Source organism: Streptomyces sp. NPDC032091, from assembly GCF_055580265.1.
Window position 1 is genome coordinate 74,240 of the sequence record NZ_JBVILR010000032.1, and the last position, 14,880, is coordinate 89,119.

A 14,880-nucleotide genomic window follows, 5' to 3' on the forward strand; every position below is an offset into this window, starting at 1 on the left:
AACCCCTGCGGCGCACGGCTCCCCGCCTCTTCCGGCGCCTTGAAGGAACCCCTCATCCGTGGCCCCGCCACGCCGTGATCTCAAGGAGTCGATCACCATGACCCCCACCACCGCCGCCTCCCGCCGCGTCCGCCACTCCTCCCCGGCCGACGACGACCGCAAGAACGCCGCGGCCGCCCTGCAGCGCGCCCTGGACCGCCGTGACAACGGCGGCTCGACCGGGCACTGAGCGTCTCGGGCCTTCGGGCATATCGCGTCCATATGGTGGACGCGATATGCCCGAAGGCTGGGACAAGGAGTACGGTTCCGGCATGTCGACCAGCATCAATCTCGCAGTGATCCCCGGTGATGGCATCGGCCAGGAAGTCGTGGCTCAGGGCCTCAAGGTCCTTACCGCGGTCCTGCCGCAGGATGTGAAGCTGGAGACCAAGGAATACGACCTCGGCGCCCAGCGCTGGCACCGCACCGGCGAGACGCTCCCGGACGCCGAGCTCGAAGCGCTCAAGCACCACGACGCGATCCTCCTCGGCGCCATCGGCGACCCGTCGGTCCCGTCCGGCGTCCTGGAGCGCGGTCTGCTGCTGAAGCTCCGCTTCGCCTTCGACCACTTCATCAACCTGCGCCCCTCGAAGCTCTTCCCGAACACGGCCACCCCGCTGGCCGGTCGCCCGGACATCGACTTCGTCGTCGTCCGCGAGGGCACCGAGGGCCCGTACACCGGCAACGGCGGCAGCCTGCGCACCGGCACCCCGGCCGAGGTCGCCACCGAGGTCAGCGTCAACACCGCGTACGGTGTGGAGCGCGTGGTGCGGGACGCGTACGAGCGGGCCGACTCCCGTCCGCGCAAGAAGCTGACGCTCGTCCACAAGAACAACGTCCTCGTGTACGCGGGCCACCTGTGGAAGAACATCTTCGACAAGGTCGGCCAGGAGTACCCCGAGGTCACCACCGACTACCTGCACGTCGACGCCGCGACGATCTTCTTCGTCACCCAGCCCGAGCGCTTCGACGTCATCGTCACGGACAACCTCTTCGGTGACATCCTCACCGACCTGGCCGCCGCCGTCACCGGCGGGATCGGCCTGGCCGCCTCCGGGAACATCAACCCGACCGGCGCCTTCCCGTCGATGTTCGAGCCCGTCCACGGCTCGGCCCCGGACATCGCCGGCACCGGCAAGGCCGACCCGACCGCGACGATCCTGTCCGTCGCCCTCCTGCTGCGCCACCTCGGCTACGAGGGGCAGGCCGTGCGCATCGAGGAGGCCGTCTCCGCCGACCTCGCCGAGCGCGACGGAACCTTCCGCTCCACCGACGCGATCGGCGACGCCCTCGCCGCGCGAGTAGCCGGCTGACCCGGCAGCGCCACTCAGAAGCCGCCGGGTACGCACCATCACCCGGCGGCTTCTCCTGCACGGCCCCGGGTGCCACCATCTCCCGTGGGCCGCATCACCCCGTTTCACCGACGACCCCCGCGCGCGCGATAATCGAACGCGAGGCCGCGGTATACGGGGAAGCTCGGACGTCCTGGTACGTACGCATGAGCGCGGTCCGCCATACACAACGGTGAAGGACAAGCACTCATGACGACGCCCACGATCGAGCTCAAGCCCTCCTCGAACCCGCTGTCCGACGCGGAGCGAGAGGCGATCCTGGCCAGCCCCGGCTTCGGCCGCCACTTCACCGATCACATGGTGACGATCAAGTGGACCGAGGGCCGCGGCTGGCACGACGCCGAGCTGGTCCCCTACGCGCCGCTGTCGATCGACCCGGCCAACATGACCCTGCACTACGCGCAGACGATCTTCGAGGGGCTCAAGGCCTACCGCCAGCCCGACGGTACCGTCGCCACCTTCCGTCCCGAGGCCAACGCCGAGCGCTTCCGGGCCTCCGCCCGCCGCATGGCCATGCCGGAGCTGCCGACCGAGCTGTTCATCGAGGCCTGCGACGCCCTGATCAAGCAGGACAGCGGCTGGGTGCCGAACTCCGGCGAGGCCTCCCTGTACCTGCGCCCGTTCATGTTCGCCTCCGAGGTCGGCCTGGGCGTCCGCCCGGCCAACGAGTTCCTGTTCATGGTCATCGCCTCGCCCGCCGGCGCCTACTTCCCCGGTGGCGTCAAGCCCGTCTCCGTCTGGCTGTCGGAGGAGTACGTCCGCGCCGTCAAGGGCGGAACCGGCGCCGCCAAGACCGGCGGCAACTACGCCGCCTCCCTCGTCGCCCAGGCCCAGGCGGCCTCGCACGGCTGTGACCAGGTCGTCTGGCTGGACGCCGTCGAGCACCGCTGGATCGAGGAGATGGGCGGGATGAACCTGTACTTCGTGTACGGCGACCGCATCGTCACCCCCGAGCTGACCGGCTCCCTCCTGCCGGGCATCACCCGCGACTCCCTCCTCACCATCGCCCGCGACCTCGGCTACACCGCCGAGGAGGGGCGCATCTCCACCGAGGACTGGAAGCGCGACAACGAGAACGGCACGCTGACCGAGGTCTTCGCCTGCGGCACCGCCGCCGTCATCACCCCGGTCGGCTCGGTCAAGTCCGAGCGCGCCAACTGGACCCAGGGCGACGGCGAGCCCGGCGAGGTCACCATGAAGCTCCGCAAGGCGCTCCTGGACCTCCAGACCGGTCACCGCGCCGACACCCACGGCTGGATGCACCCGCTCGGCTAGAGCGCGCACCCCGAACGGCCGAAGGCCCCCGCGCACTGGGCGCGGGGGCCTTCGGCCGTTCCCGGGCGGGGAGGAGCGGGTCGGTGCTCCCGCCGCCCTTACGCTTCGACCGCCACCGCGGTCCGCTCCGCCTGCTCCGCGGGCCCGGCGGCCGCGTCCGCCGGCGAGCGGAGGGTCAGCGCCAGGTAGATCGCGCCGCCGACCAGCCCCGACAGGACGAAGCTGCAGTCCACCCCGCCGGTGAGGGCCAGCAGCGGGCCCTCGTACACCGGGGTCGACACGGCGGCCAGTCCCACGACCGCGCCGGCCGCCCAGGAGGCGGTGGCGCGGAGGTTCCAGCCCCCGCGGTACCAGTAGACGCCCCCGCGGGCCCGGCGGTTGAACACCTGGAGGGCGTCGGCGTCGTACTCACCGCGGCAGCGGACGTAGCCGATCAGGGTGATCACGGCCCACGGGGTGCCGATCGCGGTCAGCAGCAGGACGAACGACGTCATCGCGGACTGGACGTTCCACTCGAAGGACCCGAAGAAGACGAACGCGGTGGCGACGGCCGCGGCGATCACGGTGGCCTTCGTACGGGTGGCCTTCGGCACGATGGCGTCCAGGTCCAGGCCCATGGAGTAGAGCATCAGGCCGGCGTTGCCCACCGAGCCCGCCGCGGCGGCGAAGAGCAGCGGCACGAGGTACCAGAAGGGGGCGGCGGCCACGAGCGGTCCGGCGTAGTCGGCCCCGGCCCGGGCGGCCAGCGCGGTGTACGTGCCGAAGAGCTGCGGGACCAGCAGGCCGAAGAGCAGGCCGGTACAGGTGGCCCAGTAGACCGTGCGGGAGCTGTGCCGGCGCGGGGAGACGTAGCGCGTGTAGTCGCCGAGCAGGGTGATGAAGGCGACCGGGCCGCTGAGCCCGGCGGCGACGACGGCGAGGATCCAGGTCGGCCAGAAGGAGCCCAGCAGGTACGAGGTGTCCGGCGGGGCGGCGGTGGTGAAGCCGGGGGCGTAGGCGTATATGCCGACGCCCAGCAGGATCACCATGACGATCGAGAGCGCCTTGCTCATGCGCAGCAGCAGCCGGTAGCCGAACACGGCCCCGACCACGGTGAACGCCGCCAGCACCCCGTACATCAGGGAGTGCGTGAGGCCGTTGTCCGGCAGTCCGACGAGGCGGGTCAGCGTGCCCACCATCACGTCACCGCCGATCCACAGGGTCAGCGCCGTGTAGCCGAGCGCGAGCAGCAGGCCCACGACCGAGCCCACGAGGCGCCCGCGTACGCCGAACTGCGCTCCGCTGGAGGTCGACAGGTTCGTCGCGGTCCGCAGGGACACCAGCGCGAGCGGCGCGGTGAAGGCGATACCGACCACGGTGCCGGTCACGATGGCGGTGAGCGAGGGGACCAGACCCAGTCCGAAGGACGGGGGCAGCCAGCCGAAGACGATCACACCGAGGCAGAGGTTGGAGCCGAGCAGGATCGACATCAGGTCACGGGGACCGCTCGTCCGCTCCTCCTCCGGGATGGTGTCGACTCCGCGCTGTTCGATGGGCATGGGGGGACTCCCTTGGCACGGCGGGGGTGGGGGGTCTATTCGTTTGAGCGACACTCAATGTGACTCAAGCCCTGCTCCCAGGTCAATGATTCCCAGCAGAGAAATGAAGAGTTAGAGTGATGCTCTAACCCATCGACTCAAAAGGTGGTGGATCGGCGTGCGGCTGACCCCTACGGAGCGCGACCGGCTGCTGCTGCGCAGCGCCGCAGAACTGGCCAGGGCCCGCCGGGCCCGGGGCCTGCGGCTCAACGTCCCCGAGGCCACGGCGCTGATCGCCGACACGGTCTGCGAGGCGGCGCGCGACGGCAAGCGCCTGGCGGAGGCCATCGAGGAGGCCCGGAGCGTCCTCGGCCCCGGCGACGTACTGCCCGGCGTGGCCGACGTGGTCACCGAGGTGCACGTGGAGGCCGTCTTCGACGACGGGTCCCGCCTCGCGGTGGTCTCGTCCCCCATCCAGGGCGCCGCCCCGCTCGGCGAGGACGCCCCCGGGGCGGTCGTACCCGGCCCCGGCGCTCCCCAGCCGGAGCCGGTCGTGCACCTGAGGGTGCGCAACACCGCATCCGTGCCGGTGAGCGTCACCTCCCACTTCCACTTCTTCGAGGCCAACCCCCGCCTGGACTTCGACCGCGCCGCGGCCTACGGCATGCGGCTGTGCGTCCCGGCCGGCTCCTCCGTGCGGTTCGACCCGCACGGCGAGGGCGAGGTGGGCCTGGTCCCGATCGGCGGCGCCCGGATCGCCATCGGCTTCGCGGGCCTGGTCGACGGTCCGCTCGACGCCCCCGGCGCCAAGGCCGAGGCCCTGGCCCGCGCCGCCGCCTGCGGCTACCTGGGCGCGGCCGCACCCACCGCAGACGCCCCGCAAGGAGACCAGGCGTGAGCCGTCAGACCGCCCACAGCGACCACAGCGCCCACTGTGCCCCGGGCAGCCGGCACATCGACCCGCACGAGTACGCCTCCGTCTTCGGCCCCCGCGCCGGCGACCGGGTCCGGCTCGGCGACTCCGGGCTGACCGTCCGCGTCGAGCACGACGCCCAGAAGCCGGGCGACGAGTTCCTGGCCGGCTTCGGCAAGACCGCCCGCGACGGCCTCCACCTCAAGGGCGCCGCCGTCCGCGAGACCTGCGACGTGGTCATCAGCAACGTCCTGGTCATCGACGCGGTGCTCGGCATCAAGAAGGTGTCCATCGGCATCCGCGAGGGCCGGATCCACGCGATCGGCCGGGCCGGCAACCCGGACACCCTCGACGGGGTGGACGTCGTCGTCGGCACCGGTACGAGCATCGTCTCCGGAGAGGGCCTGATCGCCACCGCCGGAGCCGTCGACACCCACGTCCACCTGCTCTCCCCGCGGATCATGGAGGCCTCGCTCGCCGCGGGCGTCACCACCGTCATCGGCCAGGAGTTCGGCCCCGTCTGGGGCGTCGGCGTGAACTCCCCGTGGGCGCTCAAGCACGCCTTCAACGCCTTCGACGCCTGGCCCGTCAACATCGGCTTCCTCGCCCGCGGCTCCTCCTCGGACGCCGCGCCCCTGGTCGAGGCCCTCGCCGAGGGCGGCGCCTCCGGCTTCAAGGTCCACGAGGACATGGGCGCCCACACCCGCGCCCTGGACACCGCCCTGCGCGTGGCCGAGGAGCACGACGTGCAGGTGGCCCTGCACAGCGACGGCCTCAACGAGTGCCTCTCCGTCGAGGACACCCTGCGCGTCCTCGAAGGCCGCACCATCCACGCCTTCCACATCGAGGGCTGCGGCGGCGGGCACGTCCCCAACGTCCTGAAGATGGCGGGCGTGCCGAACGTCATCGGCTCCTCCACCAACCCCACCCTGCCCTTCGGCCGGGACGCCGTCGCCGAGCACTACGGCATGATCGTCTCCGTCCACGACCTCAAGCCGGACCTCCCCGGCGACGCCGCCATGGCCCGCGACCGCATCCGCGCCGGCACGATGGGGGCCGAGGACGTCCTGCACGACCTGGGCGCCATCGGCATCACCTCCTCCGACGCCCAGGGCATGGGCCGCGCCGGCGAGACCATCCGGCGGACCTTCGCCATGGCCGCGAAGATGAAGGGCGAGCTCGGCCCCCTGGAGGGCGACGGCGAGGGCGACGACAACGCCCGCGTCCTGCGCTACATGGCCAAGCTGACCATCAACCCGGCCATCGCCCACGGCCTGGCCCACGAGATCGGCTCCATCGAGATCGGCAAGCTCGCCGACATCGTGCTCTGGCGCCCGGCGTTCTTCGGCGCCAAGCCGCAGCTGGTCCTGAAGTCCGGCTTCCCGGCGTACGGGGTCACCGGCGACCCCAACGCCGCCACCGACACCTGCGAACCACTGGTCCTCGGCCCGCAGTTCGGCTCCTACGGGGCCACCGCCGCCGACATCTCCGTCGCCTTCGTCTCGGCGGCCGCCGCCGCCCTCGGCTCCGACGAGATGCCGACCCGCCGCCGCCGCGTCGCCGTACGCGGCACCCGCGGCATCGGCCCCAAGGACATGCTCCTCAACTCCCGGGTGGGCGCGGTCGACGTGGACGCGCGCAGCGGACTCGTCTCCCTCGACGGGGAACCGTTGCGCTCCGAAGCGGCCGAATCGGTCTCCCTCAACCGCCTGTACTTCTTGTAAACGGCACAGCCTGCAAGCCCTAAGGACCTCCCCATGACTGCACAGCCCGCGAGCCCCGCCAAGCCCGCCGCCCACGGTTTCCGGATGCCCGCCGAGTGGACGCCCCACGAGCGCACCTGGATGGCCTGGCCCAGCCCCAACCCCACCTTCACCAACGAGCAGGAGCTCGCCGAGGCCCGCCAGGCCTGGGGCGCCGTCGCCCGCGCGGTGCGCGCGTACGAGCCGGTGACCCTCGTGGTCTCCCCGGGGGACGCCGACAGCGCCCGCGCCGTGGTCGGCGACGACGTCGAGCTGGTCGAGCGCGACCTCGACGACGCCTGGATGCGCGACATCGGCCCGACCTTCGTCACCAACGACGCCGGCGAGCTGGCCGCGGTCGACTGGACCTTCAACGGCTGGGGGGCCCAGGAGTGGGCCCGCTGGGACCACGACTCCAAGATCGCCCGGCACATCTCCGACCTCGTCGGCACCCGCACCTTCAGCACCCCGCTCGTCAACGAGGGCGGCGCCATCCACGTCGACGGCGAGGGCACCGTGCTCCTCACCGACACCGTGCAGCTGGGCAAGGGCCGCAACCCCGACTGGACCCGCGAGCAGGTCGAGCGGGAGATCCACGCCCACCTCGGCACCACCAAGGCGATCTGGCTGCCCTACGGCCTGGCCGGCGACTACGGCACCTACGGCACCCAGGGCCACGTCGACATCGTCGCCGCCTTCGCCCGCCCCGGCGTGGTCATGGTCCACACCCAGCCCGACCCGGCCCACCCGGACCACGAGCGCTGCAAGACCATCGCCGCCATCCTGCGCGCCTCCACCGACGCGCAGGGCAGGCAGCTGGAGGTCGTGGAGATCCCGGCGCCGACGGTGCTGGAGGAGGACGGCGAGTGGGTGGACTACTCCTACATCAACCACTACCTCTGCAACGGCGGCGTCGTCCTGTGCTCCTTCGACGACCCCCGCGACGAGGAGGCCGCCGAGATCTTCCGCGGACTGTTCCCCGAGCGGACCGTGACCCTCGTTGACGCACGTACGATTTTCGCCGGGGGTGGCGGTATCCACTGCATCACCCAGCAGCAGCCGAAGGTCTGAACCCGAGGCGGCCCCGTGATCTGACGAAGGAGTGACCCATGGCGGCGGGCGGAGTACCGGTACGGGCGGCGCGCAAGAACGCGCCCCCGCGCGAGGACGTACTCGCCGCCGCCATGGCCACCATCGCCGAACGCGGACTCGACGGGCTGACCATGGCCGGCCTCGGCCGGCAGGTCGGCATGAGCAGCGGCCACCTCCTCTACTACTTCCGCAGCAAGGACGAACTGCTGCTGCAGACCCTGGAGTGGAGCGAGGCGGCGCTCGGCGCCCGCCGCAGGTCCCTGCTCGCGCGCCGCGGGGCGGCGGGCGAGCGGCTGCGCGCGTACGTGGACCTGTACGTGCCCGACGGCCCCCGCGACCCGCACTGGACCCTGTGGCTGGAGGTCTGGAACCGCTCCCAGAACGCGGGCCCGGGCGAACGCGACCGGCAGGCCGCCATCGAAGGCGCCTGGCACCGCGACCTCGTCGCCCTGCTCGCCGAGGGGATCTCGCGCGGCGAGTTCCGCGCGGTGGACCCCGACCGCTTCGCGGCCCGCCTGCGTGCCCTGCTCGACGGGTTCAGCATCCAGGTCGCCGTCGGCCTGCCCGGCATAGGGCGCGAGGACATCCTGGACCACGTAGGGGAGTTCCTCGCCGAAGCCCTCGCCGCCTAGCCTCCGCGGGCCGCGGGCCGGGGACGGCCGCCTGCCGGACGAGGGGTGCCCGCATGCTGAGACCGGCGTCCAGGATCGCTGGAGCGTGTGACAGACTGCCAGCGTGTCTGCTCAGCTCATGATTATGGCCAGCAGCGCGCCGGTCCTCTGTGACCGCTGAACCGTGGACGACCTCCGCGGCAGCGGCCACCGTGCCTCAGACCCGCGCGCAGACCTCTCGCACCCGCGAGGGGTCTTTTCGTTTACCGGCCGAAATCATGCCGGAAACGGACAGCGCGCGATGATGGGGGCAGTGGATCCCCGGTCTCCGGAACCACTCATCCGACAGGAGTCAGATCAGCATGACGACGACAGAGGCGACTGCGCCGGCAGAGGCACTCGACGACGGCTTCCACGTCTTCGACACCACCCTGCGCGACGGTGCCCAGCGTGAGGGCATCAACCTCACGGTCGCGGACAAGCTGGCCATCGCCCGGCACCTGGACGACTTCGGAGTCGGCTTCATCGAGGGCGGCTGGCCCGGCGCCAACCCCCGCGACACCGAGTTCTTCGCCCGCGCCCGCGCCGAGATCGACTTCAGGAACGCCCAGCTGGTCGCCTTCGGCGCCACCCGCCGGGCCGGCGGCTCCGCCGCCCAGGACCCGCAGGTCCGCGCCCTCCTGGAATCCGGCGCCCCGGTGATCACCCTCGTCGCCAAGTCCCACGACCGGCACGTCGAGCTCGCCCTGCGCACCACCCTGGACGAGAACCTGGAGATGGTCCGCGACACCGTCGCCCACCTGGTCTCCCAGGGCCGGCGCGTCTTCGTCGACTGCGAGCACTTCTTCGACGGCTACCGCGCCAACCCCGAGTACGCCAAGTCCGTCGTGCGCACCGCCCACGAGGCCGGCGCCGACGTGGTCGTCCTCTGCGACACCAACGGCGGCATGCTCCCCGCGCAGATCAGCGCGGTCGTCGCCACCGTCCTCGCCGACACCGGCGCCCGCCTGGGCATCCACGCCCAGGACGACACCGGCTGCGCCGTCGCCAACACCCTCGCCGCCGTCGACGCGGGCGCCACGCACGTCCAGTGCACCGCCAACGGCTACGGCGAGCGCGTCGGCAACGCCAACCTCTTCCCCGTCGTCGCCGCCCTGGAGATCAAGTACGGCCGCACGGTCCTCCCCGAGGGCGCGCTGGCCGAGATGACCCGCATCTCCCACGCCATCGCGGAGGTCGTCAACCTCACCCCCTCCACCCACCAGCCGTACGTCGGCGTCTCCGCCTTCGCGCACAAGGCGGGCCTGCACGCCTCGGCGATCAAGGTCGACCCGGACCTGTACCAGCACATCGACCCCGAGCGCGTCGGCAACACCATGCGCATGCTGGTCTCCGACATGGCCGGCCGCGCCTCCATCGAGCTCAAGGGCAAGGAGCTCGGCGTCGACCTCGGCGGGGACCGCGCCCTGATCGCCCGCGTGGTCGAGCGGGTCAAGGAGCGCGAGCTGGCGGGCTACACGTACGAGGCCGCCGACGCCTCCTTCGAGCTGCTGCTGCGCGCCGAGGCCGAGGGCCGGGCCCGCAAGTACTTCCGCGTGGAGTCCTGGCGCGCGATCGTCGAGGACCGCCCGGACGGCACCCACGCCAACGAGGCCACGGTCAAGCTGTGGGCCAAGGGGGAGCGCATCGTCGCCACGGCCGAGGGCAACGGCCCCGTGAACGCCCTGGACCGGGCCCTGCGCGTCGCGCTGGAGCGCTTCTACCCGCAGCTGGCCAAGTTCGAGCTGATCGACTACAAGGTCCGCATCCTGGAGGGCAAGCACGGCACGGAGTCCACGACCCGCGTCCTGATCTCCACGACCGACGGCACCCGCGAATGGAACACGGTGGGCGTCGCCCCGAACGTCATCGCCGCCTCCTGGCAGGCCCTGGAGGACGCCTACACCTACGGCCTCCTGCACGCGGGCGTGGAACCGGCGGAGTAGCCCTCCGGACCGGCCCTTATGCCCGGCTCACACGGGAAAGGTCCGGTTCGGGTAGCGTCGTTCCCATGAGGACCAGGCTGATGTCCGTACGCGTGGGATCGATGCTGTCCGGTCTGCTGCTGGCCCTGTCCGTGGGGGCGCTCGGCGGCGCCCCGGCGGCGGCCGCGGCCGACGGCGGGACCGCGGCCGTCGGCGAGGCGCTCAAAAAGGGCCCGGTCTACGTCGACCCCGGCGCCTCCGCGCAGCTGTCGCAGGCGCAGGCGGACGCCCTGGCCGCGAAGATCAAGGCGGCCGGCAAGCCGCTGTTCGTCGCCGTGCTGCCCGCCACCCCCGCGTTCCCGGCCGACAGCGTGCTGCGCACGGTCCGCACCGAGACCGGGATCACCGGGCTGTACGCCATCCGGCTCGGCGACGGCTTCAACGCCGGGGCCGACGGGTCCGTCATGCCGCGCAACGCCGTCCGCAACCTCACCGACGCCGTGAAGGCGGGCGGGACGGCGGACGCCGCGACCGAGCTGAACACCTTCGTGGACCAGGCCCTCCCGCAGATGAAGGGCCACGCCCCGGCCTCCTGGGGCGGCGGGGCCGGCGGCGGCGGATCTTCCGCCGGGACCCTGATCGCCCTCGGCGCGGTGGCCGTACTCGGCGGCGGGGGCGGTTACCTGCTGGTCAAGCGGAACCGCAAGAAGAAGGAAGAGGCGCGGCGGGAGGCCGTCGCACGGCTGGGCGTGGTCGTCGACGAGGACATCACCGCCTTCGGCGAGGAACTCGAACGGCTCGACTTCCACCCCGGCGAGCCCGGCGCCGACGACGCCATGCGCAAGGACTACGAGCGGGGTCTCGACTCCTACGAGCGGGCCAAGCAGATCATGGCCTCGGTGCAGCGGCCCGAGGAGGTCCAGGGGGTGACCCGGGCGCTGGAGGACGGGCGGTACGCCCTCGCGTGCCTCGACGCCCGACGGCGCGGCGAACCCGTGCCCGAGCGGCGCGCGCCCTGCTTCTTCGACCCCCGGCACGGGCCGAGCACCGAGGACGCGCAGTGGGCCCCGCCGGGCGGGGCGGCGCGCACGGTCCCGGTCTGCGCGGCGGACGCCGTCCGGCTGCGGGACGGCCTGGACCCGGCGGTGCGCACGGTCGACACCGAGTACGGGCGGCGCCCCTACTACGACGCCGGCCCGGCCTACGGGCCCTGGGCGGGCGGCTACTTCGGCGGCGGGATGCTGCCCGGCCTGCTGGTGGGCACGGTGCTGGGGTCGATGATGTCCGGCGCCGCCTACGCGTCCGACTTCGGCGGCGGGACGTTCGGGGGAGGGTTCGAGGGCGGGGACGTCTCCGGGGCCGACTTCAACCCGTCCGACTTCGGCGGCGGGGACTTCGGCGGCGGTGGCGGCTTCGACGGGGGCGGCGGCTTCGACGGCGGGGGCGGCTGGTAGCCGCCCCCGGGGGCGCCGGTCAGGCCTGCTTGATCGCGGAGATGTCGAAGGTCAGCTTCACCTTGTCGCTGACCATCACGCCACCGGTCTCCAGCGCGGCGTTCCAGGTCAGGCCCCAGTCGGAGCGCAGGATCTCAGCCGAGCCCTCGAAGCCGACGCGCTCGTTGCCGTACACGTCGGTGGCCGAGCCGGTGAACTCCAGGTCGATGGAGAGCGGGCGGGTGACGTCCTTGATGGTCAGGTCACCGGTGATGCGGTAGGTGTCACCGCCGACGTAGGCGGCCGCGGTGGAGCGGAACGTCATCAGCGGGAAGGTCTCGGCGTCGAAGAAGTCACCGCTGCGCAGGTGGGCGTCACGGTCGGCGATGCCGGTGCTCACCGAGGCGATCTTGACGTCGATCGAGGCGGTGGAGCGGGCGGGGTCGCGGCCGTCCAGGTGCAGCGCGCCCTCGTGCTCGGCGAAGGAGCCGCGGACGTTGGTCACCATCGCGTGGCGCACGGTGAAGCCGATGCTGCTGTGGGCGGCGTCGATGACGTAGTCACCGGTGAGCGCGGCGAGCGCGGGGTCGACGTCGAGCGTGGCGACCGCGCTGGGCGCGACCTCGGCGGCGGTGCGGTTGCGGCGGGAGAAGAGAGCCATGACGTCCTCCTGGGAAGTCTGCGATTGGTTCAAGGTTCAACAAGAGCAACGCTAGGGCCATTCCGTTCAAATTTCAACTACATCACCCGTTCGGGTGTGGTTTTGTAGGACACCCACAAAGGGCAACGGCCCGCGCTGGGGGAGTCCCTGCATGCTCCGGCGGTTCTGTCCGGCCCGCACAGCCGGAAGGGTCGGAGACTGTGCGGAACCAACGGAGGGTTTTGACGGCCCGGCTTCGTAAGGTCGGTACATGACCGTTGTGGACCAGACTCCGAGCGAGCCGACGGACGCCCGCGGGCGCGTGGCCGAGCTGCACTCCCTCCGCGAGGAGGCCCGGCGCGGCCCCAGCGAGCGCGCGACCGAGGCGCAGCACGCCAAGGGCAAGCTGACCGCCCGCGAGCGCATCGCGCTCCTGCTCGACGAAGGTTCCTTCCGGGAGGTCGAGCAGCTCCGCCGGCACCGGGCGACCGGGTTCGGGCTGGAGGCGAAGAAGCCGTACACCGACGGTGTCATCACCGGCTGGGGCACGGTCGAGGGCCGCACGGTCTTCGTCTACGCGCACGACTTCCGCATCTTCGGCGGCGCCTTGGGCGAGGCCCACGCCACCAAGATCCACAAGATCATGGACATGGCCATCGCGGCCGGTGCCCCGCTGGTCTCCCTCAACGACGGCGCGGGCGCCCGTATCCAGGAGGGCGTCTCCGCCCTTGCCGGCTACGGCGGCATCTTCCAGCGCAACACCAAGGCCTCGGGCGTCATCCCGCAGATCTCGGTCATGCTGGGCCCCTGCGCCGGCGGCGCCGCGTACTCCCCGGCGCTGACGGACTTCGTGTTCATGGTCCGCGACACCTCGCAGATGTTCATCACCGGCCCCGACGTCGTCCGCGCCGTCACCGGTGAGGAGATCACCCAGAACGGCCTCGGCGGCGCCGACGTGCACGCCGAGACCTCCGGCGTCGCGCACTTCGCGTACGACGACGAGGAGACCTGCATCGCCGAGGTTCGCTACCTCATCACGATGCTCCCCTCCAACAACCGCGAGAACCCCCCGGTCCACGAGAACACCGACCCGGTCGACCGGCGCTCGGACGTCCTCCTGGACCTGGTCCCCGCGGACGGCAACCGCCCGTACGACATGCTCAAGGTCATCGAGGAGCTCGTCGACGACGGCGACGTCCTGGAGGTCCACGAGCGCTGGGCCCGCAACATCATCTGCGCCCTGGCCCGCCTCGACGGTCAGGTCGTCGGCATCATCGCCAACCAGCCCGGCCACCTCGCCGGCGTCCTGGACATCCACGCGTCCGAGAAGGCCGCGCGCTTCGTCCAGATGTGCGACGCCTTCAACATCCCGATCGTCACGCTGCTGGATGTCCCCGGCTTCCTGCCGGGCGTCGACCAGGAGCACGGCGGCATCATCCGCCACGGCGCCAAGCTGCTGTACGCGTACTGCAACGCCACCGTCCCGCGGATCTCCCTGATCCTGCGCAAGGCCTACGGCGGCGCGTACATCGTCATGGACTCCCAGTCCATCGGCGCCGACCTCACCTACGCCTGGCCCACCAACGAGATCGCCGTCATGGGCGCGGAGGGCGCGGCCAACGTGATCTTCCGCAAGCAGATCGCGGACGCCGAGGACCCCGAGGCCATGCGCGCCCGCATGGTCAAGGAGTACAAGGCCGAGCTGATGCACCCGTACTACGCGGCCGAGCGCGGCCTCGTCGACGACGTCATCGACCCCGCCGAGACCCGCGCGGTGCTCGTCAGCGCCCTCGCGATGCTCCGCACCAAGCACGCCGATCTGCCGTCTCGCAAGCACGGCAACCCGCCGCAGTAAACGAGCTGAGGAGACCTGCCACCGATGAGCACCCTGCTGAAGGTAGAGAAGGGCAACGCCGCGCCCGAGGAGCTGGCCGCGATCACCGCGATCCTGCTCGCCCGCGCCGCCGCCACCCCCGACGAGGCCGCCCCCACCCGCCGTTCCACCGCCGGCTGGCGCCGGCTGGAGCGCAGCCGCGGCTTCCAGGCCCCGCACAGCTGGCAGGGCTGAGCAGCGGCGACGCGACACGTCCGAAGGCCCCGCACCGTCCACGGTGCGGGGCCTTCGCCGTTTCTCCCCGTACACGGGTATGGCGAAGGCCCCCGCGCCCAGGGCGCGGGGGCCTTTCGCAGCCGTGCTGCGCCTACCGGAGCCGTGCCATGAGTGCGTGTTCGACGAGGGTGATGAGTGCGCTCTTGGCGTCGCCGCGGTGGCGGGCGTCGGTGGTGATGATGGGGGCGTCGG

The 14,880-nt window shown here is 71.7% G+C and carries 13 protein-coding genes and 1 pseudogene; 11 read left to right on the forward strand and 3 right to left on the reverse strand.

The window, feature by feature from the left end; translation table 11 throughout:
- Positions 1-97: 97 nt before the first annotated feature.
- From ACZ5NJ_RS34675 to ACZ5NJ_RS34685, 3 genes are all read left to right on the forward strand, one after another.
- The gene (locus ACZ5NJ_RS34675; RefSeq protein WP_365157860.1) at positions 98-229 is read left to right on the forward strand and encodes a hypothetical protein; all 132 of its coding nucleotides are present in this window, start codon (positions 98-100) and stop codon (positions 227-229) included.
- Between the two features lie 82 nt (positions 230-311).
- Positions 312-1,352: a 3-isopropylmalate dehydrogenase gene (locus tag ACZ5NJ_RS34680; protein WP_468770335.1), complete on the forward strand. Its 1,041-nt coding sequence runs from the start codon at positions 312-314 to the stop codon at positions 1,350-1,352.
- 228 nt (positions 1,353-1,580) lie between these two features.
- The gene (locus ACZ5NJ_RS34685) at positions 1,581-2,666 is read left to right on the forward strand and encodes a branched-chain amino acid aminotransferase (RefSeq protein WP_468770336.1); all 1,086 of its coding nucleotides are present in this window, start codon (positions 1,581-1,583) and stop codon (positions 2,664-2,666) included.
- A 98-nt stretch (positions 2,667-2,764) separates the two neighbouring features.
- Here ACZ5NJ_RS34685 and ACZ5NJ_RS34690 read toward each other — a convergent pair whose 3' ends face one another.
- Positions 2,765-4,204 (reverse strand): cytosine permease, encoded by a 1,440-nt coding sequence (locus ACZ5NJ_RS34690; protein ID WP_468770337.1) that lies wholly within the window; start codon positions 4,202-4,204, stop codon positions 2,765-2,767.
- A 157-nt stretch (positions 4,205-4,361) separates the two neighbouring features.
- On the opposite strand from ACZ5NJ_RS34690, the gene ureA reads away from it, so the two are divergent.
- The 6 genes from ureA (at position 4,362) to ACZ5NJ_RS34720 (ending at position 11,959) form a co-directional block, all read left to right on the forward strand.
- On the forward strand, positions 4,362-5,081 hold the full coding sequence (gene ureA / locus ACZ5NJ_RS34695) for an urease subunit gamma (RefSeq protein ID WP_468770338.1): 720 nt from the start codon (positions 4,362-4,364) through the stop codon (positions 5,079-5,081).
- A 56-nt stretch (positions 5,082-5,137) separates the two neighbouring features.
- Positions 5,138-6,820, forward strand: a complete 1,683-nt coding sequence (locus ACZ5NJ_RS34700; RefSeq protein WP_468770358.1) for an urease subunit alpha — start codon at positions 5,138-5,140, stop codon at positions 6,818-6,820.
- Between the two features lie 33 nt (positions 6,821-6,853).
- A complete protein-coding gene (locus ACZ5NJ_RS34705) occupies positions 6,854-7,909 on the forward strand; it encodes an agmatine deiminase family protein (RefSeq protein ID WP_468770340.1) in 1,056 nt (351 codons plus the stop codon).
- 38 nt (positions 7,910-7,947) lie between these two features.
- Positions 7,948-8,562: a TetR/AcrR family transcriptional regulator gene (locus ACZ5NJ_RS34710; RefSeq protein WP_468770342.1), complete on the forward strand. Its 615-nt coding sequence runs from the start codon at positions 7,948-7,950 to the stop codon at positions 8,560-8,562.
- 341 nt (positions 8,563-8,903) lie between these two features.
- Positions 8,904-10,526, forward strand: a complete 1,623-nt coding sequence (gene cimA, locus ACZ5NJ_RS34715) for a citramalate synthase (protein WP_468770343.1) — start codon at positions 8,904-8,906, stop codon at positions 10,524-10,526.
- Positions 10,527-10,591: 65 nt separating this feature from the next.
- Positions 10,592-11,959 (forward strand): hypothetical protein, encoded by a 1,368-nt coding sequence (locus tag ACZ5NJ_RS34720; RefSeq protein ID WP_468770344.1) that lies wholly within the window; start codon positions 10,592-10,594, stop codon positions 11,957-11,959.
- Positions 11,960-11,978: 19 nt separating this feature from the next.
- On the opposite strand, the gene ACZ5NJ_RS34725 is transcribed toward ACZ5NJ_RS34720, so the two are convergent.
- Positions 11,979-12,599 (reverse strand): YceI family protein, encoded by a 621-nt coding sequence (locus ACZ5NJ_RS34725; protein ID WP_468770346.1) that lies wholly within the window; start codon positions 12,597-12,599, stop codon positions 11,979-11,981.
- A 250-nt stretch (positions 12,600-12,849) separates the two neighbouring features.
- Between ACZ5NJ_RS34725 and ACZ5NJ_RS34730 the strand changes: the two genes are divergently transcribed.
- Together ACZ5NJ_RS34730 and ACZ5NJ_RS34735 are read left to right on the forward strand one after the other, a co-directional pair.
- Positions 12,850-14,433: an acyl-CoA carboxylase subunit beta gene (locus tag ACZ5NJ_RS34730; protein ID WP_468770348.1), complete on the forward strand. Its 1,584-nt coding sequence runs from the start codon at positions 12,850-12,852 to the stop codon at positions 14,431-14,433.
- A 24-nt stretch (positions 14,434-14,457) separates the two neighbouring features.
- The gene (locus ACZ5NJ_RS34735) at positions 14,458-14,646 is read left to right on the forward strand and encodes an acyl-CoA carboxylase subunit epsilon (protein WP_358892743.1); all 189 of its coding nucleotides are present in this window, start codon (positions 14,458-14,460) and stop codon (positions 14,644-14,646) included.
- A 133-nt stretch (positions 14,647-14,779) separates the two neighbouring features.
- Here the strand turns inward: ACZ5NJ_RS34735 and ACZ5NJ_RS34740 are convergent.
- Positions 14,780-14,880 (reverse strand): annotated as a pseudogene (locus ACZ5NJ_RS34740) (ATP-binding protein); the annotation flags it as partial.